Annotated in this window: 28 protein-coding genes and 1 riboswitch; of the genes, 14 read left to right on the top strand and 14 right to left on the bottom strand. The window is 53.9% G+C overall.

Annotation, left to right across the window (positions count from 1 at the left end; translation table 11 throughout):
• Positions 1-28: 28 nt before the first annotated feature.
• A riboswitch (glycine riboswitch) is annotated at positions 29-115 on the bottom strand.
• A 238-nt stretch (positions 116-353) separates the two neighbouring features.
• From ispH to ACN0YD_RS02490, 4 genes are read left to right on the top strand one after another with little or no spacing between them, the layout of a single operon-like run.
• Positions 354-1298: a 4-hydroxy-3-methylbut-2-enyl diphosphate reductase gene (gene ispH / locus ACN0YD_RS02475; RefSeq protein WP_417317061.1), complete on the top strand. Its 945-nt coding sequence runs from the start codon at positions 354-356 to the stop codon at positions 1296-1298.
• A 2-nt stretch (positions 1299-1300) separates the two neighbouring features.
• Positions 1301-2266, top strand: a complete 966-nt coding sequence (locus ACN0YD_RS02480; protein WP_417317062.1) for a homoserine kinase — start codon at positions 1301-1303, stop codon at positions 2264-2266.
• Positions 2266-2700 (top strand): ribonuclease HI, encoded by a 435-nt coding sequence (gene rnhA, locus ACN0YD_RS02485; protein ID WP_417317063.1) that lies wholly within the window; start codon positions 2266-2268, stop codon positions 2698-2700. The genes ACN0YD_RS02480 and rnhA overlap by 1 nt, the downstream gene beginning before the upstream one ends.
• 11 nt (positions 2701-2711) lie before the next feature.
• Positions 2712-3362 carry an ankyrin repeat domain-containing protein gene (locus tag ACN0YD_RS02490; protein ID WP_417317064.1) on the top strand — a complete coding sequence of 217 codons (651 nt, stop codon included), beginning with the start codon at positions 2712-2714 and terminating at the stop codon, positions 3360-3362.
• Here the strand turns inward: ACN0YD_RS02490 and ACN0YD_RS02495 are convergent.
• Both ACN0YD_RS02495 and ACN0YD_RS02500 read right to left on the bottom strand, forming a co-directional pair.
• Positions 3349-3774 (bottom strand): SRPBCC family protein, encoded by a 426-nt coding sequence (locus tag ACN0YD_RS02495; RefSeq protein ID WP_417317065.1) that lies wholly within the window; start codon positions 3772-3774, stop codon positions 3349-3351. The two genes, ACN0YD_RS02490 and ACN0YD_RS02495, sit on opposite strands and share 14 nt — an antisense overlap.
• Positions 3775-3835: 61 nt before the next feature.
• Positions 3836-4471, bottom strand: a complete 636-nt coding sequence (locus ACN0YD_RS02500; protein WP_417317066.1) for a carbonic anhydrase — start codon at positions 4469-4471, stop codon at positions 3836-3838.
• Between the two features lie 145 nt (positions 4472-4616).
• Between ACN0YD_RS02500 and ACN0YD_RS02505 the strand changes: the two genes are divergently transcribed.
• A complete protein-coding gene (locus tag ACN0YD_RS02505) occupies positions 4617-6149 on the top strand; it encodes a S10 family peptidase (protein WP_417317067.1) in 1533 nt (510 codons plus the stop codon).
• 65 nt (positions 6150-6214) lie between these two features.
• Positions 6215-7945, top strand: coding sequence for a gamma-glutamyltransferase (ggt, locus tag ACN0YD_RS02510; RefSeq protein WP_417318833.1), 1731 nt, complete (start codon positions 6215-6217; stop codon positions 7943-7945).
• Positions 7946-8032: 87 nt separating this feature from the next.
• On the opposite strand, the gene ACN0YD_RS02515 is transcribed toward ggt, so the two are convergent.
• The 3 genes from ACN0YD_RS02515 to ACN0YD_RS02525 form a co-directional block, all read right to left on the bottom strand.
• Positions 8033-8410: an energy transducer TonB gene (locus ACN0YD_RS02515; RefSeq protein ID WP_417317068.1), complete on the bottom strand. Its 378-nt coding sequence runs from the start codon at positions 8408-8410 to the stop codon at positions 8033-8035.
• A gap of 554 nt (positions 8411-8964) precedes the next feature.
• A complete protein-coding gene (locus tag ACN0YD_RS02520; RefSeq protein ID WP_417317069.1) occupies positions 8965-9747 on the bottom strand; it encodes a helix-turn-helix transcriptional regulator in 783 nt (260 codons plus the stop codon).
• Positions 9740-10327, bottom strand: a complete 588-nt coding sequence (locus tag ACN0YD_RS02525; RefSeq protein WP_417317070.1) for a YqgE/AlgH family protein — start codon at positions 10325-10327, stop codon at positions 9740-9742. The genes ACN0YD_RS02520 and ACN0YD_RS02525 overlap by 8 nt, the downstream gene beginning before the upstream one ends.
• A 142-nt stretch (positions 10328-10469) precedes the next feature.
• Between ACN0YD_RS02525 and ACN0YD_RS02530 the strand changes: the two genes are divergently transcribed.
• From ACN0YD_RS02530 to ACN0YD_RS02555, 6 genes are all read left to right on the top strand, one after another.
• Entirely contained in the window at positions 10470-11309 is an 840-nt protein-coding gene (locus ACN0YD_RS02530) for a protein-disulfide reductase DsbD domain-containing protein (protein ID WP_417317071.1), read from the top strand.
• Between the two features lie 32 nt (positions 11310-11341).
• Complete coding sequence (locus ACN0YD_RS02535; protein ID WP_417317072.1) at positions 11342-12769, top strand: sodium/proline symporter; 1428 nt, start codon at positions 11342-11344, stop codon at positions 12767-12769.
• Entirely contained in the window at positions 12766-13248 is a 483-nt protein-coding gene (locus tag ACN0YD_RS02540; protein ID WP_417317073.1) for a peroxiredoxin, read from the top strand. The genes ACN0YD_RS02535 and ACN0YD_RS02540 overlap by 4 nt, the downstream gene beginning before the upstream one ends.
• 156 nt (positions 13249-13404) lie before the next feature.
• The gene (locus ACN0YD_RS02545; RefSeq protein WP_417317074.1) at positions 13405-14361 is read left to right on the top strand and encodes an SPFH domain-containing protein; all 957 of its coding nucleotides are present in this window, start codon (positions 13405-13407) and stop codon (positions 14359-14361) included.
• Between the two features lie 18 nt (positions 14362-14379).
• Positions 14380-14832: an NfeD family protein gene (locus ACN0YD_RS02550; protein WP_417317075.1), complete on the top strand. Its 453-nt coding sequence runs from the start codon at positions 14380-14382 to the stop codon at positions 14830-14832.
• A complete protein-coding gene (locus tag ACN0YD_RS02555; protein ID WP_417317076.1) occupies positions 14829-15311 on the top strand; it encodes a GNAT family N-acetyltransferase in 483 nt (160 codons plus the stop codon). The genes ACN0YD_RS02550 and ACN0YD_RS02555 overlap by 4 nt, the downstream gene beginning before the upstream one ends.
• Before the next feature lie 2 nt (positions 15312-15313).
• Here the strand turns inward: ACN0YD_RS02555 and ACN0YD_RS02560 are convergent, their stop codons facing one another.
• The 4 genes from ACN0YD_RS02560 to ACN0YD_RS02575 all read right to left on the bottom strand — a co-directional run bounded on the left by ACN0YD_RS02560 (position 15314) and on the right by ACN0YD_RS02575 (position 17825).
• Positions 15314-15859: a PAS domain-containing protein gene (locus tag ACN0YD_RS02560; protein WP_417317077.1), complete on the bottom strand. Its 546-nt coding sequence runs from the start codon at positions 15857-15859 to the stop codon at positions 15314-15316.
• Positions 15860-15945: 86 nt separating this feature from the next.
• On the bottom strand, positions 15946-16497 hold the full coding sequence (locus tag ACN0YD_RS02565; protein ID WP_417317078.1) for a hypothetical protein: 552 nt from the start codon (positions 16495-16497) through the stop codon (positions 15946-15948).
• Between the two features lie 114 nt (positions 16498-16611).
• Positions 16612-17037, bottom strand: a complete 426-nt coding sequence (locus ACN0YD_RS02570) for a DUF3775 domain-containing protein (RefSeq protein ID WP_417317079.1) — start codon at positions 17035-17037, stop codon at positions 16612-16614.
• A gap of 86 nt (positions 17038-17123) precedes the next feature.
• Positions 17124-17825, bottom strand: a complete 702-nt coding sequence (locus tag ACN0YD_RS02575; RefSeq protein ID WP_417317080.1) for a glutathione S-transferase — start codon at positions 17823-17825, stop codon at positions 17124-17126.
• Positions 17826-17887: 62 nt separating this feature from the next.
• Here ACN0YD_RS02575 and ACN0YD_RS02580 point away from each other — a divergent pair, with 62 nt between their 5' ends.
• Complete coding sequence (locus tag ACN0YD_RS02580) at positions 17888-18226, top strand: DUF4870 domain-containing protein (protein ID WP_417317081.1); 339 nt, start codon at positions 17888-17890, stop codon at positions 18224-18226.
• A gap of 10 nt (positions 18227-18236) precedes the next feature.
• Here the strand turns inward: ACN0YD_RS02580 and ACN0YD_RS02585 are convergent, their stop codons facing one another.
• Positions 18237-18695, bottom strand: coding sequence for a GNAT family N-acetyltransferase (locus tag ACN0YD_RS02585; RefSeq protein WP_417317082.1), 459 nt, complete (start codon positions 18693-18695; stop codon positions 18237-18239).
• Between the two features lie 356 nt (positions 18696-19051).
• On the opposite strand from ACN0YD_RS02585, the gene ACN0YD_RS02590 reads away from it, so the two are divergent.
• Positions 19052-20074: a hypothetical protein gene (locus tag ACN0YD_RS02590; protein ID WP_417317083.1), complete on the top strand. Its 1023-nt coding sequence runs from the start codon at positions 19052-19054 to the stop codon at positions 20072-20074.
• Here the strand turns inward: ACN0YD_RS02590 and thiE are convergent.
• From thiE to ACN0YD_RS02610, 4 genes are all read right to left on the bottom strand, one after another.
• On the bottom strand, positions 20053-20679 hold the full coding sequence (gene thiE / locus ACN0YD_RS02595; protein ID WP_417317084.1) for a thiamine phosphate synthase: 627 nt from the start codon (positions 20677-20679) through the stop codon (positions 20053-20055). The genes ACN0YD_RS02590 and thiE overlap by 22 nt on opposite strands.
• Before the next feature lie 96 nt (positions 20680-20775).
• Positions 20776-22056: an alpha/beta hydrolase family protein gene (locus tag ACN0YD_RS02600; RefSeq protein WP_417317085.1), complete on the bottom strand. Its 1281-nt coding sequence runs from the start codon at positions 22054-22056 to the stop codon at positions 20776-20778.
• Positions 22057-22560, bottom strand: coding sequence for a MarR family winged helix-turn-helix transcriptional regulator (locus ACN0YD_RS02605; protein WP_417317086.1), 504 nt, complete (start codon positions 22558-22560; stop codon positions 22057-22059).
• A 205-nt stretch (positions 22561-22765) separates the two neighbouring features.
• Positions 22766-23836, bottom strand: a complete 1071-nt coding sequence (locus tag ACN0YD_RS02610) for a hypothetical protein (protein ID WP_417317087.1) — start codon at positions 23834-23836, stop codon at positions 22766-22768.
• Positions 23837-23942 lie beyond the last annotated feature (106 nt).

Genomic DNA, 23942 nt, shown 5'->3' on the forward strand with positions numbered 1-23942 from the left:
GGCGAAGGAGATCCCGCTTTCCAGAGTGCTGTTCCCTGCGGTCCTTTTGCCTGAGAGTTTCCGGGGCGGTTGCTCCTTCGGCGCCGGTATTAGCGGTCTCTCCCGCAGGGTATACTTGCGATCCCCAGCATAGACGGGAAAACGGGCAAGTCAATCGGTGAAATTTCCGGAAAAAATTCATGTGAGTTTCCAGAAGTTTCGTTCACAACATTAACATATTGCTTTGACTGGACTATTTTTCCGGGGGCGAATCATCCGCAAATATCGGTGAGGCCAGGGTCGGTCTGAGGGGAGCAAAAGTCGCGGTAAATTTCCGGTATTCAATGCCGGGAAGTTTGTGTATAAGCGGGGCCATGAACAAAGCCGCTATCAATCTCTATATCGCCAACCCGCGGGGCTTCTGCGCCGGGGTGGACCGGGCTATCCAGATCGTCGAAATGGCGCTGGAAAAGTTCGGCGCGCCGGTCTATGTGCGCCATGAAATCGTGCATAATAAATATGTGGTCGAGGGCCTGAAAAAGCGTGGCGCTATCTTTGTGGATGAACTGGACGAGGTGCCGGACGATATGCCGGTGGTCTTTTCCGCCCACGGGGTGCCGAAATCGGTTCCTGCCGAGGCGGAACGACGCAAAATGCTTTATGTGGACGCCACCTGCCCGCTGGTGAGCAAGGTGCACCGGGAAGCGGAAAGACATGACCGCACCGGCCATGACATCATTATGATCGGGCATGCCGGGCATCCGGAAGTGATCGGCACCATGGGGCAGTTGCCGGCAGGCCGGATCAATCTGGTGGAAACGGTGGAGGATGTGGCCTCCCTTGAGCTCAATGATCCGGACAATGTGGCCTATATTACCCAGACCACCCTGTCTGTCGATGACACCACTGATATTATTGCCGCGCTGAAAGAGCGCTTTCCGTCCATACAGGACCCGAAAAAAGAAGATATCTGTTACGCCACCACCAACCGGCAGGGCGCCGTCAAGGCCATGTCGGAAAAAGTGGATGCTGTGCTGATTATCGGCGCGCCCAACAGCTCCAACTCCAAGCGTCTTGTGGAAGTGGCCAGTCGCCAGGGCTGCAAGAGCATGCTGATCCAGCGGGCCGCCGATATTGACTGGAGCTGGCTGGAGGGGGTCGGAAATGTCGGGATATCCGCCGGGGCAAGCGCCCCCGAGGTTCTGGTCGAGGAAGTTATCGACGCCTTCCGGAACAGGTATGATGTCAACCTTGACCAGGTCATGACCGTCGAGGAAAATGTAGTGTTCAAAGTACCCGCCATACTGCTCAGGGATTAAAAATGGCTGTTTATACGCAGGTAACCGCAGAAGAAATTAACGAGTTTATCACCCAGTATGATGTGGGCGAGGTGGTTTCTTTCAAAGGGATCGCCGAGGGATCGGAAAATTCCAACTATTTTCTGCAAACCACAGAGGCCAGTTTCATCCTGACCCTGTTCGAGGCCCGGGTTAATCCTGATGACCTGCCTTTCTACATGGGGCTGATGGATCATCTCAATCACAAGAATATCGTCTGCGCCACGCCGGTACGGGATCGTGAGGGCAGCAACCTGAAGACCCTTTGTGGCCGTCCGGCGGCCCTGATTACCTTCCTCAACGGCATGGCGGTCAACAGGCCGAAGCCGGAACATTGCCGTCAGCTCGGCGGTGAACTGGCCCGCATGCATATGGCGGCGGCAGATTTCGATATGAGCCGGGAAAATGACCTGTCTGTCTCCGGCTGGGAAAAGCTGGTGGCAGACTGTGAGGCAGAGGCGGACCGTTGTGCGCCGGGCCTGCGGAATGTCCTTAACGAGGAACTTGCTTTCCTCAAGGCAAACTGGCCTGTGGATTTGCCGAAAGGGATCATTCATGCGGACCTGTTTCCGGACAATGTGTTTTTTCTCGATGGCAAATTGTCGGGCCTGATCGATTATTATTTCGCCTGCAATGATTTCTTTGCCTATGATATTGCGGTCTGTATGAACAGCTGGTGTTTCGAGGCCGACGGGTCGTTCAATATCACCAAATCCACCCAGCTGCTTAAAGGCTATAACGAGGTCAGGCCGCTTGGGCAACAGGAGCTTCAGGCTCTTCCCCTGTTATGCCGGGGGGCGGCGCTCCGCTTCCTGCTGACCCGTCTCTATGACTGGCTTAACCGGGTGGAAGGGGCGTTGGTCCAGGTCAAGGACCCGACCGAATATCTCACCAAGCTGAGATTCCATCAGGAAGTCAGGAACGCCACAGCTTACGGACTGGATATGTGATGAAGGAAGTCATCGCCTATACGGACGGCGCCTGTTCAGGCAATCCGGGTCCCGGTGGCTGGGGTGTGCTGCTGCAGTCGGGCACTCATGAAAAGGAATTGTGCGGCGGCAAGCGGGAAACCACCAACAACCAGATGGAGCTGATGGCCGCCATCAAGGCTCTGAACGCCATTAAATTTTCCTGTCATGTGACCATTTATACCGACAGCACCTATGTGAAAGACGGCATTACCAAATGGATTCACAACTGGAAAAATAACGGCTGGCGGACAGCGGCGAAAAAGCCGGTGAAAAATGCCGAACTCTGGCAGAAACTGGACAAGGCCATTGAAAGCCACAATGTCAGCTGGAAATGGGTCAAGGGGCATTCCGGGCACCCGGGGAATGAAAAGGCCGACGAACTGGCCCGGCGCGGCATGTCGAAATACCAGTAGAGGAGACGGAGATGGCAACCAGAGACGATGTGTTCAAGGCCATTGATATCGCTGATGCGGACAAACTGACCGAAATACTGGAGCGGGAGCCGGGCCTCGCGTCTGCCCGCAGCGAGGATGGTCTGTCGGCGGTGCTGTTTACCCTCTATCTCCAGAAACATGACCTGACAGATATCCTGCTGGACCATGACCCGCAGCTTGATCTATTCGATCTGGCGGCGCTGGGCATGAATGATCTGCTGGCGGTGATCCTCACCGATACGCGGGTGGATGTGAACATGTATGCAGGCGACGGTTTTTCCGCCCTGCATCTGGCGTCATTTTTCGGGCAGGCGGAGACGGTGGAACTGCTGATCGACAAGGGGGCTGACGTCAATATGATGGCGCCAAACGACAGCCGGCTTTATCCCCTTCACAGTGCAGTGGCCGCCGGACAGGAGGCTGTTGCCGGCCTTCTTCTCGAAGCCGGGGCGGATCCCAATGCAATCCAGGCCGGGGGCTATACGGCGCTGATGTCTGCAGCCCATCAGGGGTATGACAAGCTGGTCACTTTGTTATTGGAAAAAGGCGCTGATTCATCGCTCGTTGCCGAAGATGGCCGCCGCGCCAGGGATTTTGCCCAGGGCCAGCCGGAAATCGAAAAGCTACTTACCCGGCATTAAGCCGTTCAGCGTAGGATTTCAGGTTGTGAAGATGGCTTTGCCAACCGGCCTCGTGAGTTTCCCGCAATGTATCCATCAGATCGCCCATAAAACCTTCCCAGCCCGTATGGGACAGGGTTAGTTCGGTGCCGGTCTCTGCAGGGGTGAGGGTGACGACCACTTCGGTATCCACCTCCCAGTCCTCATCGGTCCAGGTCAGGTGAAGCTTTGAGTCTTTCTCCAGCGCCTTGACGGTGCCGCGGGTTATTTTTTCATTTCCCTTGCGGTCAAACCAGCGTTCCTCAAAGGCGCCCCCCACCCTGGGCTCAAGGGATACCCCGTCATCCCACCATTTCGTGAGATGTTTATTTTCTGTCAGACAGGCCCAGACCGTCGCAGGATCAGCCATTATGGGAAGCGTCAGGGAAATCATCTTCTGTTCTTCTAGTTTCCGCTATCATTGCTGGTGCTGGAGTATGCCGGAAAATACCCGTTCAGACCAGAGGAGAGAATTCACCGCTTTTTTCATTGAGGGCGTAAAGCCTGCCGCTCTCAATATCGAAGTGCCAGCCATGCAGGCCGAGTTTTCCTTCTTCTTCTGCCGACTTGATCCAGCGGAAGGTGCGCAGATTTTTAAGGCTGTTTCTAATGGATTCCATTTCCAGTTCTTTGAGGATTTTTTCTTCCGGCTCTCCCTCAAACTTCTTCAGGGTAGTATAGCGAGCCTCGTTGGCGATGCTCATCCAGGGTTCGATGAAATCCACATGTTCCTGATTGTCAAAGTCGCCGTGATAGAGTGCCTTTATGCCGCCGCAGTGAGCATGTCCCATAACCACGATGTCCTTGACTTTCAGGTGCCGGACAGCAAATTCAAGGGCGGCGCTGCTGCCGTGCCGGGTACCGTCGGGGTGGCTTGGCGGGACAAGGTTGGCCACATTGCGCAGGGAAAAGATGGAACCCGGATCGGCCTCTGTAATGAGAACCGGATCGGCCCGGCTATCACAACAGGAAATGATCATGACCTCCGGCGACTGGCCTTTCTCCACCAGGTCTTCATAAAGTTTTTTGTCCTGCTGGAATCGACCTTTCAGGAAGTTCTTGTGCCCCGAGATAAGTTTTTTAAGCGGCATGATAATCCTCACGTTTTGATTTTTCTATATCCCATATCGGGCAGGGCTTCCAGTATTTACAGATAAAAAACGCTTCCGGTTGCACAGAGTGGTTTTTTTTGTCAGACTTTGCTCAATTATATATATAAGATTAAGGGGATATAACATGAAAGCATTTCTGAAAATAGTGCTGGCGGCGGCAATGATCTGTCTGCCAGTGAACTTTGTTCATGGTGCGGGAGCCGCCGCCAACCCGGCTGAAAAGGAGGCCTCCGGGGAAATCCCTGAGGCCCGGCAGTTCAAAACCTCCCATTCCGGCACCTTTAACGGCGCAAAGATCAAATATACCGCCATTGCGGGGGATACTCATCTCAAGAATGAAAAGGGCGAGGCCACAGCCAGTATTTTTTCCATCGCCTATACAAAGGATGATGTGAAAGACCCGTCCGCCCGACCCGTAACCTTCTTTTTCAACGGCGGCCCTGGTTCAGCATCCCTGTGGCTGCATATGGGGGTTTTTGGTCCCAAACGCATTGATGTGCCGTCTGATGCCTTAAATGCCGGCGCGGCGCCCTATAATGTGGCGAATAATGCGCTCAGCCTGCTGGATGTCACCGACCTTGTATTTATTGACCCGGTTGGAACGGGATATTCCAAAGCCATCGGCAAAGGAGACGGCAAGGATTTCTGGGGCATCAATGAAGACGCCAGGTCGGTGGGCGACTTTATTCGCAAGTATGTTTCCGACAACAAGCGCTGGAACAGCCCTAAATATGTCGGTGGAGAAAGCTACGGCACGACCCGGACGGCCGCTCTGGTGAAGGAACTTCAGGAGGGCTACAACAGCATGGCCCTGAACGGGATCATTCTGGTGTCCAGCATTCTCGATTTCCAGACCGTGGACGGTCACAGTGCCGACAATCCGGAGCCCAATATCTTCTTCCTGCCGACCTTTGCGGCAACGGCCTGGTACCACGGCAAGGTGGACAAGACCGGCCGGACCTTTGAGGGCTTTGTCGAGGAAGCCCGCCAGTTTGCCTTGAATGACTATATGCTGGCCATTTTCAAGGGCAGTCGGCTGAGCGAGGCGGAGAAAGACGCCGTGCTCGACAAGCTCAGCCTCTATACCGGTCTCAAGAAACGCTATCTCGAAAAAACCCGCCTCTGGGTCAATGAATTCCGTTTCATGCGGGAACTGCTCAGGGAAGAAGGCAAAGTGGTGGGCCGTCTCGACAGCCGTTACGTGGGCGAGGAGCAGGATGATGCCGGGGAAACCTTCACCGCCGATCCCTCGGGCTATGGCATCAGCGCCGCCTATACGGCCGCGGTAAACGACTATATGGCCCGTGACCTCCAGGTTGAAATTGATGACCGCTACCAGGTGCTGAGCAGCCAGCCGGGCCGCAACTGGAACTGGAAAACCAGTGACGGCTGGACCGGTGGCTATCCGACCCTGGGGCCGGTCGTCGCCAAGGGGATGCGCCAGAACAAGGACCTCAGGGTCTATGTGGCAAACGGATATTATGATATGGCGACACCGTTTTTCGCCACGGAACAGACTTTCAGCCAGTACGGCATGGATACCTCCCGGGTCACCATGACCTATTACGAAGCCGGTCACATGATGTATGTGCATCGTCCGTCGCTGGAAAAACTGGCGAATACAGTGCGGCAGTTTATTCTGGACGGTACAAAATGAGCAGGGAGCGCACAGGTGTTAAAAAGAAGTTCCTGGCTGGCTTCATGGCAGCAGGAGTTTTGCTGATGACGGGCCAGACAGAACAGGCGCTGGCCGATGAAAAATGGCCTCTGACCAACAAGGGGGACCGCAATGTGGGGGCGCAGTTCGCCACTCGTTCCCAGGTCATTGCCACACGGGGCATGGCGGCGACCAGCATTCCCCTGGTGACGCAGGTCGCCCTTGATGTGCTGAAGAAGGGCGGCAATGCGGTGGACGCGGCCATCGCCGCCAATGCGGCAATCGGCCTGATGGAGCCCACGGGTAACGGTATCGGCGGCGATCTGTTTGCCATTATCTGGAATCCAAAGACCAAAAAGCTATATGGTCTCAATGCAGCCGGGGCTTCACCGAAGGGGTTGAGCTATGATCAGATGGCGGCAGAACTGAAGAAACGGGGTCGGGACAGTATTCCGCCTTTCGGGTCGCTGCCGGTATCTGTTCCGGGAACCGTCGACGGCTGGTTCATGATGCATGATCGCTTTGGCAGCATGAAGATGACCGATGTGCTGGCGCCGGCTGTTGGCTATGCCCGTGAAGGATTTCCGGTTACCCAGCTGATTGCCTATTATATGAGCGTGGCGAAGAAACGCTATCTCGCCCCGGACAGCGGTGTGGAGGAAACGGACAATTTCGTTAAAACCTATCTTCCGGGCGGCAAAGCGCCGGGGGAAGGGCAGGTTTTCCGCAATCCCGACCTGGCCAATACTCTCGAGAAAATCGCCGAAGGCGGCCGGGATGTATTTTACAAAGGTGAAATTGCCGAGGTCATTGATGGTTATATGAAGCGGATCGGCGGCTATCTGCGCAAGGAAGACCTGGCGGCTCATCGGGGCCGCTGGGTAGAGCCCGCCAGCGTCAATTACCGGGGCTATGATGTTTACGAACTGCCACCGCAGGGGCAGGGTATCGCCGCCCTGCAACAGCTCAATATCCTCGAAGGATATGACCTGAAGTCCCTGGGGCATAATTCGGCCGACTATCTGCATCTGCATGTGGAGGCCAAAAAACTTGCCTTTGAAGACCGGGCCCGCTTCTATGCCGACCCCGATTTTTACAAGGTGCCTATGGATAAACTTCTGTCCAAGGATTATGCGGCGGAACGGCGCAAGCTGATCAGTATGGACAAGGTCCTCCGTGAAGTGGACTATCCGGATCCGGATGTGCTGCAGGAAGGGGACACCATTTATCTGACTGTTGCCGATGAAAACGGCATGATGGTATCCCTGATCCAGAGCAACTACCGGGGCATGGGCTCCGGCCTGGTGCCGGACGGACTTGGTTTTATGCTGCAGGACAGGGGGGAACTCTTCACCCTGAAAAAGGGGCACCCCAATGTCTATGCCCCGGGCAAGCGGCCGTTCCATACCATCATCCCCGCCTTCATCATGAAAGACGGTAAACCTTTCATGAGCTTTGGCCTCATGGGAGGTGGTATGCAACCCCAGGGGCACGCCCAGATTGTCACCAATATCGTCGACTTTGGCATGAATGTGCAGGAGGCCGGAGATGCCGCCCGTTATCGGCATGACGGATCAAGCCAGCCCACAGGTCATGTGATGCGGGACGGAGGTGTTCTGCATGTGGAAAGCGGCATCACGTCCGGCGTGGTTGATGCGCTCAGGGCCCGGGGCCACACTGTAGAGGTCGGAAAGGGCGGGTATGGCGGCTACCAGGCGATCATGCGGGACGGGAAACAGGGCGTTTACAAAGGCGCCAGTGAAATGCGTAAGGATGGCCAGGCCGCAGGATACTGAGGTCCGGAACTATTTCCACAAATGCGAAGGAGCTGCCCCGCAGGGCAGCTCCTTTACGCATACAGGCTATTTAAAAATAGCGGTAGATTAGTTGATCTGCCAGGTCAGGGGCAGAACGAAACTCAGGTTATTGTCTGACAGTTCGGCCGGAGGGGTTGGCAGCGGGTTGATGCGTGACACCAGGGCTTCAACTTCCTGGTCGAAAACGTCATGACCGGATGATTCGATCAGTTCGTGAGCGGTGATGGTGCCGGTGCGGTCAATGCTGATTTTAACTTTGGCTTTGCCTTCCAGCTCGTCATTCATGGCTGCGCGGGGATAAACCTGCTTCTTGGCAACCAGTTTCACAATAGAAGTCTGCCAGGACTTGATGTCGCCAGCGCTTGCAGTCTGTGCAAAAGAAACAGGCAGTGCGAGTGCGGACACCAGTGTGGCGATTTTCAAAATTGTCTTTACGTTGGTCATAATGTTTTACCCTAGTATTATTTAACTCAATCCAAATCAGGTTTTCGATACCCCGGGTTTTTCAACGGACCTGCGCCGTGGACAGGGGATACCCTAAAATCCTAAAAACTGTTTAGAGTGTAAGTAGTTAACATAGGTTTAATGGATAAAATTTTAGATATTATTTTTTCGTGAAAGACGAAGGAAATTTGGCCGGGGCGGCGTGGTGCGGGATAATATTTGTATGGGTAGCTTACGGTTTTGCTGTTTTTTTTACGTCTGACAGCGGCAGAATAAGGGAAGAAAAAAAATGCCGGGACAAGCCCGGCATAGTAAAAATATAGGGAGGTTTCATGCCTAGGAGACAATGAAACTGGATATAACCCCAAAGGGGAGAAGAGGTTATATCCGACTGAAATAAAAAGGGAGGATTTCAGTCTTAGACGCATACAACATCTGTGAGGGTATATAGGGAGGCTTCCGGCAATTGAGAACCACCTAATACCACAGATCAGATATGCATAAAATGCATAGCTTTGTGCTGAGGGTTGAGCGAATCGCTTGACTTGAGTCGATTACAGGATAATTTCCCCTAATCTTATGGCAATACTGACGGCGTGCGCCCGGTTGAAAGCGCCCAGTTTTCGCTTGGCGTTTTCAAGATGTCGATGGGCGGTGTTGTGGCTGATGGACAGGATGTCGGCGATCTGATGATCTGTCTTTCCATAGGCTGACCAGGTAATGCAGTCCTGTTCCCGGGGGGTCAATATTTGTTTGCGGTGATGGGGACGGTTCGGTGTGTTGATAATTCTGTCCGCACTGTCATGCAGGTGAAGGGCCAGCAGATGAAGCAGGTGAATGTGTGTGCGGTCAGAAAATGCCTTCTCCCCGACGATGGTGATGACGGCGGGCAGGGCGCCTGGCTTGTGTACAGGCACGGTCAGAAAATGTTTAAGGCCGGCCTCCGCCGCCTCCTCGAATAGCTTAATCTGATCCGGGGTGTATCCGGCCGGGTTCAGTTTCTCGTCCCAGATGAGGGGCAGGTGTGTTTTAAGGGCCTCTGTCAGAACCGGGTCAATCCTGAAATAACCCTGGGTGATATATCTATCCACCCAATGTTTCGGGAAGTGCAGAATACGGACTGCATTCGAGGGCAGTTTATCGAGGTTGGTGATGGAGAAGCAGTTAAACCAGGGGCAGTCGAATTCCAACAGGGTTTCGGCGAACTTCTTTTTCAATTGCTCCAGACTGGTCATGGAGGCTGTTTCTCTGACAAATCGTTCCACAGTTTCAGCTGTCGGGCCGCTGGAATATTTTATTTCCAGCGAACCTCCGTCGCTTGTGTCGATATCAGGCATGTCCGCTGTCCATGGAAAGCAGAGAGACGTCCACCCCCAGTTTTGCCATGGCCCGCGGCCATTTGAGTTCCAGGTCTGTCCGGAACACAAGCTCCTCGTCAGCCTCTATGTTGAGCCAGCTGTTTTGTTGCATTTCCTGTTCCAGTTGTCCGGCGCCCCAGCCGCTGTAGCCCAGGGCGATAATGTAGTCCTGGGGGCCTTCTCCCCGGGCGATGGCGCTCAGAATGTCCACGGTGGCGGTCAGGGCGATGGTCTCGGAAACGATCAAGGTGGAATCCTGCACATAGTCGGCGGAATGCAGGATAAAGCCGCGCCCTATTTCAACCGGGCCGCCGGCATGCAGCATGATCCGGTTCAGGACGGGGTTGTCACTGTCGCCGAGGTCGCTATCCACATCAATATCCAGCTGGTCCAGAAGGGAGAGGAAGTCGATGCTTGTGGTTCTCTTGTTGATAATCAGACCCATTGCTCCCTCTTCATTGTGGGAACAGACATAGATCACACTGTGATCGAACCTGGGGTCCGTCATGCCTGGCATCGCCAGTAACAGCTGACCTTCCAGGTAGCCTTGTTTTTTCACTGTCAAAAACCCTTTGATCCGTTGTGAAGCTGGATTACGCGCATTTTACATCAGCCGGACCGGTGAGGCCAGAGCCGAACCGGAATTATTTTTCACGAAGAAGTGACTTTAACACAGGGGTGGGAAAGGCTACATAAACATCATGAAAACCATAATAAAAATTGTCGGGTGCTTTATTGTACTGGCTCTGTGTGTTTCCTCACCTGTTTTTGCAGATGAGCCCTCTTCTGCCTGGGTCAAAAGCCCCTATACCACCTCACGGCTGTTCGTGGGCGGATATGATGCAGGGAACAATATCGTTCATCTGGGCTGGCAGATTAGGCTCAGAGACGGCTGGAAAACCTACTGGCGTTCCCCTGGTGAAACCGGCATGCCGCCGTCCTGGAACTGGAACAACAAGGGGCGAATCAGTGAAATATCAGTGAAATGGCCAGCGCCCGAGAGAATGACCTTTTTCGGGTATGATTCCAATATCTACCATGACGAGATTGTCATCCCCATTGATGTTCGCCTGAAAAAAGATGCCGGGGAGGTGGCGATCGCGCTCCGTGTGGATTTCATGATCTGCAAGGATGTCTGTATTCCTCTTGATGCGAAATACAGGCTTCACATTGAGGATCCGGCGGCTCTGAAAATTACGCCCTACCAGTCGGCGCTTCTTCAAAAATACAGTGCCCTTGTACCCCGAAAGGCGAAAAACGGCTTCGTTGACGTCCGGGATAATGGAAAAGGCAAACTGGAGGTGCGTCTTGCAGGTCCCCTGCAGGACAAGCCAGCCTATCGGGATCTGTTTGTGGAGGGGCCGGACGAGTTTTACTTTTCCACTCCGGTCCCCGTCGGCAAGGGACAGGACGTCATCTTTGAAATTCCCTATACCCGGGAACGGGAACACGGTACACTGGCCGGCAGAAAAATTACCCTGACCCTGGTGCCGGTCTCCGGCCCGGCGCTTGAGGCAGAGGTCGGGGTGACGGGCGAGTGATCGCCTGAAACTGTTTTGTGGCAGGGGAGTATATGTCGAGAGAAACAACCATTCTCGTCACGCTTGTTGTGTACAAGCTGGTGTTGATTCTGATCGGTTTCTGGGCCAAGGGCCGGACACACGACAATTCGGATTTCTTTATTGGTAATAGAAGCCTCGGCCCGCTGGTGGCCTCCATCAGCTATGCGGCAAGCTCTGCTTCGGCCTGGTCGATCCTCAGCCTGAGTGCCGCCACCTTCACTTATGGCATTTCCACGGTCTGGATGTTGTTCGGCCTGCTTGTCGGACACAGCACATCCTGGCTCTGGGTTGCGCCGAAGTTACAGAAAGCGGCTCATGACAAGAAGCTCGTCACCCTGACCGATTTTCTGGCGCTGGAAGGCGAAGAGAAGACGCGCCGGAATATCCGCTATTTTGCAGCGGCCATCGTGACCTTCTGTTTCATTTTTTATGTGGCAACCCAGTTCATGGGCGCCGGCAAGGCCTTTGCCAGCAGTTTTGATGTATCGGCTTCCTCAAGCATCATTATCGGTGGCGGCATCGTGCTGCTCTATACCCTGCTTGGGGGCTTCTGGGCCGTCAGCCTGACCGATACGCTGCAGGGACTGCTGATGCTGTTTGCAGCCATTGTGCTGCCGGCGACCGCTCTCTATGAAGTAGGTGGTCCTTCAGGGCTTTGGGAGGGCCTCCAGGCGGTTTCGACACCGGATCAGCTGTCACTAAGCGGGCCCAATCTCGGACTGACGGCCGTGGGGTATATCATCGGCACCATGGCCATGGGGGTGGGGGCCTTCGGCCAGCCCCACCTGCTGGCCCGATTCATGTCCCTGAAAGATGCGAAATCGGTCCGCACTGCGCAAAAATATGCGATTTTCTGGTTCTTTGTGGTGCTCGGGAATATGGTGGTTCTGGGACTGTGTGGAAAAGTACTGGTGAGTACGCCGCTGCAGGATCCGGAAAGCCTGTTTTTCGTTCTATCTGACGGCTTGCTGCCCACGCTGCTCGGCGCTGTTCTGCTGGCGGCCATTCTCAGCGCCATCCTGTCCACGGCGGACAGCCAGCTCCTGGTCAGCGCCTCTGCCATCGCCCATGACATCATGGGGGAGCCCAATGAAGGGGAAAGTCATCTCTGGGTCTCCCGGCTGGTGATTACTCTTCTGTGTGTTCTGTCGATGCTGGTGGCGATCTACCTGCCGTCGGATATCTTCACCCGGGTGATTTTCGCCTGGACCGCGCTGGGGGCCGCCTTCGGGCCGGTTGTGGTGCTCCGTCTGGCGGGAATGAAACTTAACCCGCGCAGCATCCTGCCGGCAATGGCGCTTGGTACCCTGTCCACCATCTATTTTTACCTGCAGCCGGATTCTGTTGGTGATATACTTGAAAGACTGGTGCCGTTTCTTATGTCTTTCATACTTCTTCTCGTATTCAGGGTTAAACAATCAGAAAAGGAAAAATCATGACAGTTTCAACTGGCGATAAAATGCCTGAGGGCACACTTGTTGAAATGACCGCGGACGGTCCTGCGCCACGGTCAACAGCAGATCTCTTTAATGGCCGCAAGGTGGTGCTTTTCTCTGTTCCGGGGGCTTTCACACCCACCTGTTCAGCCAAGCATCTGCCGGGCTTTGTAGAGCATGCGGATGAACTCAAAGCCAAGGGTGTGGATGAAGTTGTCTGTCTCGCCGTTAATGATGCCTTTGTCATGGGCGCCTGGGGTAAATCCCAGGGCGCGGACGGCAAGGTAACTCTGCTGGCCGATGGCAACGCGGATTATACCAAAGCGCTGGGACTGGAAATGGATGCCACAGGTTTCGGCATGGGTACCCGAGGCAAGCGTTTTGCGATGATTGTTGAGGACGGTGTATTGAAAGAGCTTAATATCGAGGGTCCTGGCGAGTTCCGGGTCTCCAGCGCGGAACATGTGCTGACCCAGCTCTGAAGTCACAACGCAGAAAAAGATATCAGCGGCAGTTTTCCACTGGAAAACTGCCGTTTTTTGTGACTGGATTAGCAATTCTACAATCCTGTATCCTGTTGCCATTCAATCGGGTATCTTTGACCGGTGACTATGTAAACAGAACAAGGGGACATTGATATGCTAGGTTTCAGCACATTCGGCATTGCACTGATCGTCATTGCCGTATTTCTTATTTTTGCAGGTGTGAAAACGGTTCCACAGGGATATGAGTGGACACTTGAGCGGTTCGGTCGCTATACCAGACCTCTCAAGCCGGGATTTAATCTGATCATTCCGCTCATTGACCGCGTTGGCTCCAAGGTCAGCATGCAGGAGCAGGTTCTGGACGTGCCCTCCCAGGAAGTGATTACCAAGGACAATGCCATGGTGCGGGCTGACGGTGTGGTTTTTTACCAGGTTCTGGATGCGGCCAAGGCGACCTATGAAGTTCACGACATGGTGCTGGCCATACTCAATCTGACCATGACCAACCTGCGGACAGTGATGGGGTCTCTGGACCTGGACGAGCTGTTGTCACAGCGCGACCAGATCAATACCCGCCTGCTGACTGTTGTAGATGATGCTACCACTCCTTGGGGGATCAAGATTACCCGTATCGAAATCAAGGATATTGAGCCGCCGCGCGACATCATCGATGCCATGGCCCGCCAGATGAAGGCAGAGCGCGAAAAGCGCGCCAATATTCTGGAAGCGGAAGGTATTCGTCAGTCCGAAATTCTGAAGGCGGAAGGTGAGAAACAGTCCGCTATTCTGGAAGCCGAAGGCCGTCGGGAGGCCGCTTTCCGGGATGCGGAAGCACGGGAACGCGAGGCAGAAGCGGAAGCCAAGGCGACCCAGATGGTATCTGACGCCATCGCCCATGGTGACCCCCAGGCGATCAACTATTTCGTAGCCCAGAAATATGTGGAAACGCTCAGCGATTTTGCCCGCTCCCCCAATGAAAAACTGGTCTTTATGCCGCTGGAGGCCTCCGGTGTGATCGGGGCGCTGGGCGGCATGACGGAGATGCTGAATAATCTCAAGGATGCCCCGAAAACCGGCGGTGCGCGCGGTCGGGTGCCCAATGCGGGCTAGTCAGGAAAGGATGTAAGCATGTTTGAGGATATCGTATTCAATCACTGGCTCTGGTTTGTGGCCGCCCTGGCCCTGATCGGGTTCGAAGTGGCCCTGCCGGGTGTTGTCTTCCTGTGGCTTGCCATTGCCAGCGCCATCGTTGGTCTGATTGTTCTGGTGCTGCCGGATATGAGCTGGGAAATGCAGTTTGTTATTTTCTCGGTCCTGTCGGTGGTCAGCGTATTCGCCGGGCGGAGTTACCTTAAAAAACATCCCCTGGAGACAGAGGATACCAACCTGAACCGCCGCGGCGCTCAGTATATTGGTCATAACTATACCCTGGTTTCCGACATGGAAAACGGCGAGGGCAAGATCAAGATCGGTGATACGCTGTGGAAAGTCAGGGGGGAATTCGCCGGCAAGACCGGAGATGTTGTGCATGTGACCGGATCGGACGGGGTCATTCTGATGGTGGCGGAAAAGCTGTCATGACGGAGGTAGTGTTGCGTCCGGGAACAGCGGATGATATCCCAACGCTGCTGGGGTTCATCCGGGAACTTGCGGAATATGAAAAAGAGCTGGACAAGGTGGAGGCCACGGAAGAGGGCCTCCGCCATTTCCTTTTCGGGCCGGAGCCGAAAGCAAAGACCCTTGTTATGGAAGTGGATGGCACACCGGTCGGGTCCGCCTTTTATTTTTATTTCTTCGCCACCTACCGGGGAAAACCGGGGATATATCTTGAGGACATCTATATCCAGCCGCCTTACCGCGGATTGGGAATAGGGAAGAAAGTCTTCGCCCACCTGGCCGGGGAAGTCCGGGATAGCGGCGGATATTTTTTGCGTTGGTGGGTGGAAAACGGGAATGAAAGCGGCATCGGGTTTTACGAGGCGCTCGGTTCACGCCGGGAGCGGCAGCACACCCTCTATCACCTGGAAGATGACGCGCTGGACAGGCTTCTTGACGACTAGCGTTATTTTTTCAGTGGTTTCTGGTTGAACGTCTTTGTTGACAGGAACCTGTCAACGGGGCCGTTCTCCTGCGTCGCGAAAGGCATGCAAAGGATCTCGTAGTTTATATAGTCTTTGTATTCTCTCCAGCCCATATTGCGGATGAAATAAATCGGCATTTTTTCCCGGGCCATAATATCCAGATGTTCCCGAAGTCTGGTATTGCTGAAATATGAGTCCAGTTCCCGGACCCGGGTCATGGATGTGGGAAGGTCCATAATTCTCGCACTTTGCTCTCCTTCCACTCTGAGCAGGTAATCGGGCTCGTCCAGGGTGCCTTCATTACTGAAAACGCTGATTGTAGGAAGAATATCGGGAAAATTCATGGGATTAAAGCTTTTCCAGAGCGGAACATCATCGCCTCTTTTCTGGCTTTCCCAGAATTTCAGAATTTCTCTCAGACGCGGGCTCTCAACCAGAGAGATGTCGGTAAGTGGCGCTTCCACAAGGAGGTAGGAAGAATCCTGATCCTTCGCATTACGGGAGTTTTCGTTTTTTCCGGCTGCCATGACCGCCTGTCTGTTATTCTCAAGCCTGTTTCTCCAGAGTCTAGGGAAGAATGTTTCCGGATACAAGCGGGGTTTTAAAAAGAAGGTCACAGGACCGGGGAGCTTTCTCTGTTGCGGAAAATTTTAGCGCACAGGATTCTGTCTGCAATACCTTCGTTGTAGCCTGCATAAGGCAGGCTTAAAATTTCGTACTCTATGAAGTCACGCCCCTTGTTCCAGCCCAGGTTTCTCACGATATAGTTGGGCTTGCCGAGACGAATGGCAGTTGTCAGGTGATTGACCAGATAATCTTTCTGGCTGTGGCTGTGGATATCGCGAACTCTTGTCATGGAGGTTGGTACATTAAAAAATTGCGCACTCAGGTCACCTTCCAGCCGCAGGATATAGTCCGGCTCTTCAGGTGTGCCCTCATTGCTGTAGACGCTCATGGTCGGCAGGAGATCCGGAAAGTTCATAGGATTAAATAATTTCCAGGACGGCACGCCTGTTTCTCCGCCACTGGCTTTCCAAATGTCGAGAATTTCTTTCAGACGTGGCGAAAGTATTCTCGACGGGTCGGCCAATGGAGTTTCCTCAAGGAGCGTATGTGATTTTCTTGCTGAATCTGCGGGGGGAAATATCAGGCTGTTTTCGTGCATTCTGCCATACCGGTTTTGGGGTCAGGTCCGAGTTTAATGGCTGAACATTACTGAAAAATAATTAAGATATTTATAATAAAACGGATAGGCTGCTGAAACGGCAAGGAGGAACCCTCAATCTTCTCCCAGAAAGTCCTCCATTTGAACGAGGCCTTCTTCCAGATAGTCGGGGAGAAGCGGTGCCCGGATCAAATAGTCGGCTGTATGATCGTTGGAGGCTTCGGCTGCAGCGGCGACTGCCTGGTCCCATTCTTCATTGCTGTAGGTGCCGCGGCCGACCCACATCAGAGCGACAAGTTCGTTGCGCTCTTCCTCGTTCATACGATCGATGGCTGCAACAAAGGCCTGGTAGGTGGCATCCTGCGCGTGGTCTTCCATAATGCCCTCATCGGCAATCTGGGTGATGTCATCGTTTGTCAGAAGGGTGGCGCCGTCTCCGGATTCAGCCAGTTCCTCCTCTATTATTTCGGGAGCGTCCTGTTGAACCTCGCGGGCCAGGGAAATGATGTAATTGATTGTATCGATGTTCAGTGCAGCCATGTTCTACCTCCTTCGAAAAGAATATCACTTTCCCGAAGGTGCGCCAAGACTTCTTCGCCTTCATTGATCCAGGTCATCGGGATGTATCATGGGAAAAAGACCGGTTCCCGGTCCGGAGTCCATTGGGCATATTTATTCATGACACTCTGGAAGAGGCTGCTGTGCAGATGATGATCGAGCCATCTCTTGAGCGCTTCATAAGAGCTTTCGTCAAACCAGGTTTTGTCCACAAAGGCAAACTGTCGGATGAAGGGAAAGACAGCGATATCTGCCGCCGTCTGCCGATCGCCCAACAGAAATTCCTTGTCCGTCAGTTGCCGGTTCAGTCTGCCCAGGAAAACTTCTCCGCGGCTCCGATAGACTGTTTTTGGTTCTTCCGGATGACGGCTTGAATATTTATATTTGTCCAGGGCGTCCTTGAAGGGACCATCATTTTCCCTGACAAGTTCCCCGGTCTTGTCAAGGCCGGCCTGCCAATTGTCGGGATCGTTCCGTGACAGGGCCCACTTCAGAATATCAAAGCTTTCTTCCAGGATGGTCCCGTTGGGTAACTGCAGCACGGGAACCGTAGCCTTGGGGGACAGGGCCAACAATTCCCGTGGTTTGTCCTGCAGGACCACTTCGCGCAGTTCACAGGTGATTCCGGCGTAGGCAAGGGCCAGGCGCGCTCTCATGGCATAGGGGCAGCGTCGGAAGCTATAGAGGACGGGATAGGTCATCCCTCCCATGTAACCAATGACGACAACTGTTGCAAGGGCCTGTATTTTTGTGAAGTTCTGACGACGCATGCTGGAAAACTTTCCACAAAAGAGGTAGACTTTTTTCAATCATGCTAATCAAGGGGAAGGAAATGAGTGAAAAAACGAGTACGGGACTAGAGGAAAATGTTGCCAGTCTGCTGTGCTATCTTCTGTTCTGGATTTCCGGTCTGGCCTTTTTCCTGATCGAGAAGGAAAACGCCACCATCAAATTTCACGCCATGCAGTCGATGGTTTTGTTCGGCGGGTTGCATCTGGCCGGTTTTGTTCTGGTCGTGACACTTGTGGGGGCCGTTCTGGTGCCACTGCTGTATGTGATCGGCGTTGTGCTCTGGATCATTCTGATGATCAAGGCATACCAGGGAGAAAAATACAAGTTGCCGGTGATTGGCGACCTGGCCGAGAAATGGGCGCAGGATGTAAAAATCTGAACAACGGTGGTTATTGTTTCAGGGGTGACCTGGTCATCCAGTAGTGGGGGATGTTGGCGTCCAGGAATTCCTCCCCGTAAGCGGTAAAGCCCAGTTTCTCGTAAAAGCCTGTCACCTGTGTCTGGGCGGCAAGCAGTATTTCCCTGGTTCCCTGTCGGGCGGAAATATCCTGGATTATTTTCTCCATAATGATCCGGCCGAGCCCCAGCTCCCTGAACTCTTTCAACACAGCGACACGCTCAACCTTGCCCTTTCCCGCTTCGGGGTAGCGGACCCTTGCCGTGGCGGCGGGGGTGCCGCTCACGGTGACGATATAATGATCCGCAGTATCATCCCGGCCGTCCATTTCCTCTTCCTCGGAAACATCCTGTTCTTCGATAAACACCTTGCGGCGGATCATGAAACAGTCCCCGAGGCTGCTGTCGGGGGGCAGTTTTCTGACGTCTATTTGTCCAGCTTTTTTAGTCATGGCCGCATGCTGCCACATGTGTGGATGTTTGCAAATAAAAAAGGGGCCGCAGCGTAGGGAACTGCGGCCCGCCTCTTCACAACACCACGGGTAGGAGGAATAAATGTTGTCTTTTCCTTCTACAGACCTGCTCCTGAACCGCGGCTGAACAGCCCTGTTCATAGCGGGTTAATCTGCCCTTGGGCAAGCTTGGGTCTGATAGCTGGAGGCACTGAAAACAAGACAGATAAGTTTTTAGCTATTTTTAAGGGATCGGATATTTTTGTTGGCTACAATTTCTGTTCACATTAGGGGAAAGAAATTTCTCTCATGACGGGAAGAAGGCAGAAAGTCTATGCTTTCCCGCTGGAGCAGAAGTGACAGACAACCGGATTCGCAATGGTTTCAAAATGTCGCTTTTCGGAGCCTTTATTACTCTTTGGAGTGCTGAGGCGATGGCGACGGCAAACCTGAAAGGCAGTGTAAGTCTTCCGGCGGAAGACGTGCTGATCAGCGAGAATAAACCATACACGGGACAATTCGATCTCAGGGATCAGTGGGGAGACAACCCCCGGCTGACCTTGACCCGGGTTGTGGTGACTTTCCACTTCCGGGACAATGATCAATGGCAGATGAAGGAACGAAGGGGCCGGCCGCAAAAAGACGGACGGCCCCGCCGGACCATGACCCGCAGCATCGTCGGTACCGAAGGTCCGGCGCTTGAGCAGCATTATATCCAGGAAGTCTATAATCTATATTCAAACCCGCCAGAGGTGGCCCGCCTTCAGATCGGGGCGGACCGGTATTATGCCGCCACCAGTCACCGTCGGCTCGAGAAAGTCCACGATCGCGGCGAGAGCCGAAGCTTCCTCGGACTGAAACAGGATGCCGAGAGTGCGGGCAAACTGGCAGCCTATTCCCTGACAAAGCGTACACTGGTGGAACGCTGGGACGGCTATTCCGATGAATTCACTATTCACAGCAAGAATCTTAGTCTGGAGGCCCTGCGGGATCTTGCAGAAGACGGTATTCTTCCCTTCACCCTTGACGGGGAGGGGGATTACCATTTTGCAGGGGCTACACTTGACTATGAAGGTTATGCTCTCCCCGGGTTCAAGCTCGCGGGAGGGGAGGAAGATAAACAAAAACCGGAGGTACCTATGGATGTTTCCCTCGGCCTTGTTGGCCTTATTAGCGGCGGTGGCCTGATTCTGGTGCGTCGCCAGAGAAAACAACAGGAAGTACAGGACAGGGAAGAAGCCCGCCGGCGTTACGGGGAACGCAGGCAGGCCGGACTGGAACAGACTTCGCCGGACAGGGACTATACCCGGGCGGAGCTGGAACAAATGGCCCTTGCCGCCGCGGCGGAAGTGACCGGTCAGACGTCTGATATGACCTGATTGAACTGCCGGACGGCCTCTTTCGGGCCGTCCGGATGGTTCCAGACCCCGCCGGAGACGGCGATGAAGTCTGCACCGGCCTGAATCAGTTCCCGGCAGTTATCCACCGTAATGCCGCCGATGGCGACGCAGGGCACCTCAAAAAGCTCTGCCCACCAGCCCAGGATTTCCTTGTCGGCCACATGGCTGACATCCTTGGTGTCCGTGGGGAAAAAGGCGCCAAAAGCCACATAGTCTGCGCCGGCCTCGCCGGCCGTCATGGCCAGATGGCGGCTGTTATGGCAGGTCACACCGACGATGCTGTCAGGGCCGACAATCTCCCGTGCTTCCTGGTAGGGCATATCGTTCTGTCCGATATGTACGCCGTCCGCTTTCAGTCGTGCGGCAACCTTTGGGTGATCATTAATCAGAAAGGCCACATCATGCTTGTGGCAGATCGGCATCAGGGCTTTTGCGGCCCGCTCGATTTCCACATCGGGTACGCTCTTCAGACGCAACTGAAAACTGGCCACATCTCCGCCTTCCAGTGCATTTCTGAGCTGCTCGGCGAAGTTTTCCACATTGATACGTGGCGGGGAAATCAGATAAAGACGTGTTTCTGCCATGGTTCCTGTCCTGACTGTTTCCCCTATAGATATCCGAAACCTCCGGCGGGTCAAAGAAAAAGCTGACTGCGGACAGTCTTTGCAGGCGCAGCCTGCTTATTCGGGCCGGGGTTCTGTGATTTGTCCCCTGCCGTAGGGTGGCTCCAGACGGCTTTTCATAAAGTCAGCGATCAGTCGGAAATAGCCCTCGGTAAAACGGGTCCAGATGCGGGATCCGTCCTCCCTTAGCGTAAAATCAAGCATGCCATGGTCCGTTTTGGGGAACAGCGCAGTGGTCAGGGGCAGGCCTTCCTTCCTCAAGAGTTCCAGCCGGTCCCGCGTCACGGACCCCGGCGCGACAATATCATCTCCGGCAATTACCCACAATTGTGGCACGCTGAGGCTGCGGATCACATCGACGGCATTATGACGCCAGGGGACGCCGGAATCCTCGAAATCGCCGGCTATGCCCTTTCTCAGGTCATGTTCACTGGCCGCAAGCACCATGCCGGTAAACTCACCTTCGATTTTCCCGAGCCAGTTTGTGTTTGCGTATTTTTTCCGGACCCGGGTCAAGTCTTCAAAGCCTTTCGTGAAATGACTGGCAATGATTTCCCCTGTCGCAGCAGTGACGTCCCGCGCCAGGTCAATGACATCTTCCCCATAGCCCATGCGCCTGAGCTCGTCATACACCTGTTCGGCATCTTCTTCGACCGGGGACAACAGCAGACCGAAACCGATGACAATAAAATCCGCATTTGTGGTCTTCGCGGCAAGGGGCGCAACCCAGCCGCCCTGACTGCCACCGTAATAACCAAAGCGGTTATAGCGTCCTGATGCCATCCTTTTTGCGGCTTCTGCAGCTGCGGCGGCGTCACCGGCCAGAGCAATCAGATCCTGACTATAATGTCCGCCGGATTGTCCGGTGCCGCGCTTGTCATAAACGAAAACAGAGATGCCCTGAGCAGCAAGGATATATGGATAGGGGGAATAGCCCACGGTCGGTGTGCTTTCCGAGCCGTGGACAAAAACCACCAGCGGTTTATCCGAGCCTGCCCCGCCGGCGGCGTCAACCAGTTTGCCGACAAGGTCCAGGCCACTGCTCCGGAAAGAAATATCCTGTTCTTTCAGTTCAATGCTTTCGAAGGCTTTGCCGCTCCGGTTTAAAAGCCTGTCTTCGTTGCAGCTGACCTCTGCGCCGGGTTTGCCCAAGATGCCGCGCCGGCCGTCTACAAACAGATAGCGGACAATATTCTCTTTCATGTCGCTTGCGCGCTGGTAAAGAACGACTTTTTCCTGATTATGGCCGTAAAGAGCGTTTTTACAGGCGGCCTGAACTGTGGGGGTGAACAGAAAAACTGCCAGCGCCACTACCGATATTATTTTTTTTATACGCATCTATTTTTCCCTTGGCTTGGAAATCGTGCCAGGCCTGTCCGAAGGGTGGGGGCGTTTAAGGCGCTTTTCCACTTCCAGAAGGCCGGACATCAGATCAATCCCGGTCTGCTTGAATATTTCATCCAGGGCAGTGGCGATTAGTTTGCTGACCTGGACAATTTTTTCCGCGTCTTTTTTCCCTTTTTCAGTAAGCCTGAGCAGGTTGCGCCGGGCATCGTCCGGATCGCGATATCGTTCCACAAGCCCCAGCTTTTCAAGGGGGGTAACTCTGGAAGCAACAAGCTGATGCTGCTGAACATAGTCGCGGGCAATCTCGGTCAGACTTTTCGCACCATGCTCATAAAGATAGATCATGATCGAGGCCGATCGTGTCGGCGTCTGGATATGGTTCAGCTCGAACAGATGCTTGCTTTGGTCCATGATGCTTTCATTGACCCTGTCGGCCATATGGGCCGTGAATGCCGAGGCATAGGACAGTTTGTAAAAGAAGGGTTCCGGGTCCACCTTGTGGCCTCCTGTAGTAAATATAAAATATATTGCGCAAATTTTTGCATAAATGTTGCTGCTCGTCAATGCGGTACCTTGACAACGTTAAGTGAGGGGCTGGTCCTTCAGTTGCGTTGGTGAACAGAAAAATCCCTTGGCAGTCCAGGACTGCCAAGGGGGAGAGATGACCAGAAGCTATAAATAACTTTCGAAAGCTGTTGGGTTAACGCCGGAACGGCCAGAAATTGAAATAGTCGCAGAAGGCCACTATCAGTGGGAAAGTGATGGCCAGCAGCGCATCGGCAATCCACAGGTCAAGGGTATAAGCTGGCGGTCCCGACAGCATGTCGCCGCTCAGCATCGGTGCTGCAGCCATATAGACCTGCTTGCAGGCAAAGGTCAGGACAATGGCGACCGCGAGCGACAGGACACCTTTGAGTGGCTGCGCCTTGCCTGCAAACAGACTGTGTTCCAACAAGACATTGATGACAAAGACCGCAAAAATGAAGCTGATCGGTACGGTGACCATATAAACCACCTGGTCCATGCCCAGCATCTGGGTTGAGATATATTTGACCGCCCCGGCAATAAGCAGGACATAGATACTGCCCAGGATGCCATGAAGTAAGGGATTTCCTGACGGGTTCAGCTCTGTCACCGGCCAAAAGTCAAACAGGGTGCACATCATGATGGCAGCGACTGTGGTGACGGCAAAGGTCAGCACATCCCAGGCCATGAAAGCGCCGCCCGGGTCCTGAGCCGCGATATAGACCGGTGAGCCAGCCAGGAAGGAGAAATTAAACAGGCTGACAAACAGCGCCCAGGCAATCACATAGGCGGCGATCAGTCCGACAATGCCCGCTATCATAGGGTTTTTGCAGAATCTGTTGAAGGGATAAAGACGCCACAGGGCCATGATCCAGAAGGTACAGACCACGCTGAAAATAATATACATGATCAGGGGCGGGGTGGGCGGTGTATGGCCCTTGCCGATCACGATAATGGACAGTATCGCCACGATGGCGCCGATACCCATGGTCAGGGCAAGGAAAACAAGTCCCTTGAGCGGCTGTGCCAGCCGGCTGGCAAATTTGGGCAAGTCTGTATGCCAGGCCAGCGCCATCAGCATCTGTGCGGGCACACAGCACATGAACAAAAAAGCCACCCAGGTGGCAAAGTTGCTGCCGCTGAATTTGATGACGGCAAAAGAAATAACAATCAGGAAAATGGTGGCGACGATGCCCAGCAAAGGCTGTCGCAGGCCGCTTGTTGCGGTCATGACGTCTGAAGACATGAAAACTTCCCTTTTTTATCTTTGTTTAGCGCAGATACATTATTTTTTATAATGACTCTAAGTATAGATAAAATTGCCGGCAATGCAAACATTTGCACCAGCCCGG

This window comes from Emcibacter sp. (assembly GCF_048269205.1).
In the GTDB taxonomy this organism is placed as follows: Bacteria; Pseudomonadota; Alphaproteobacteria; order Sphingomonadales; family Emcibacteraceae; genus Emcibacter.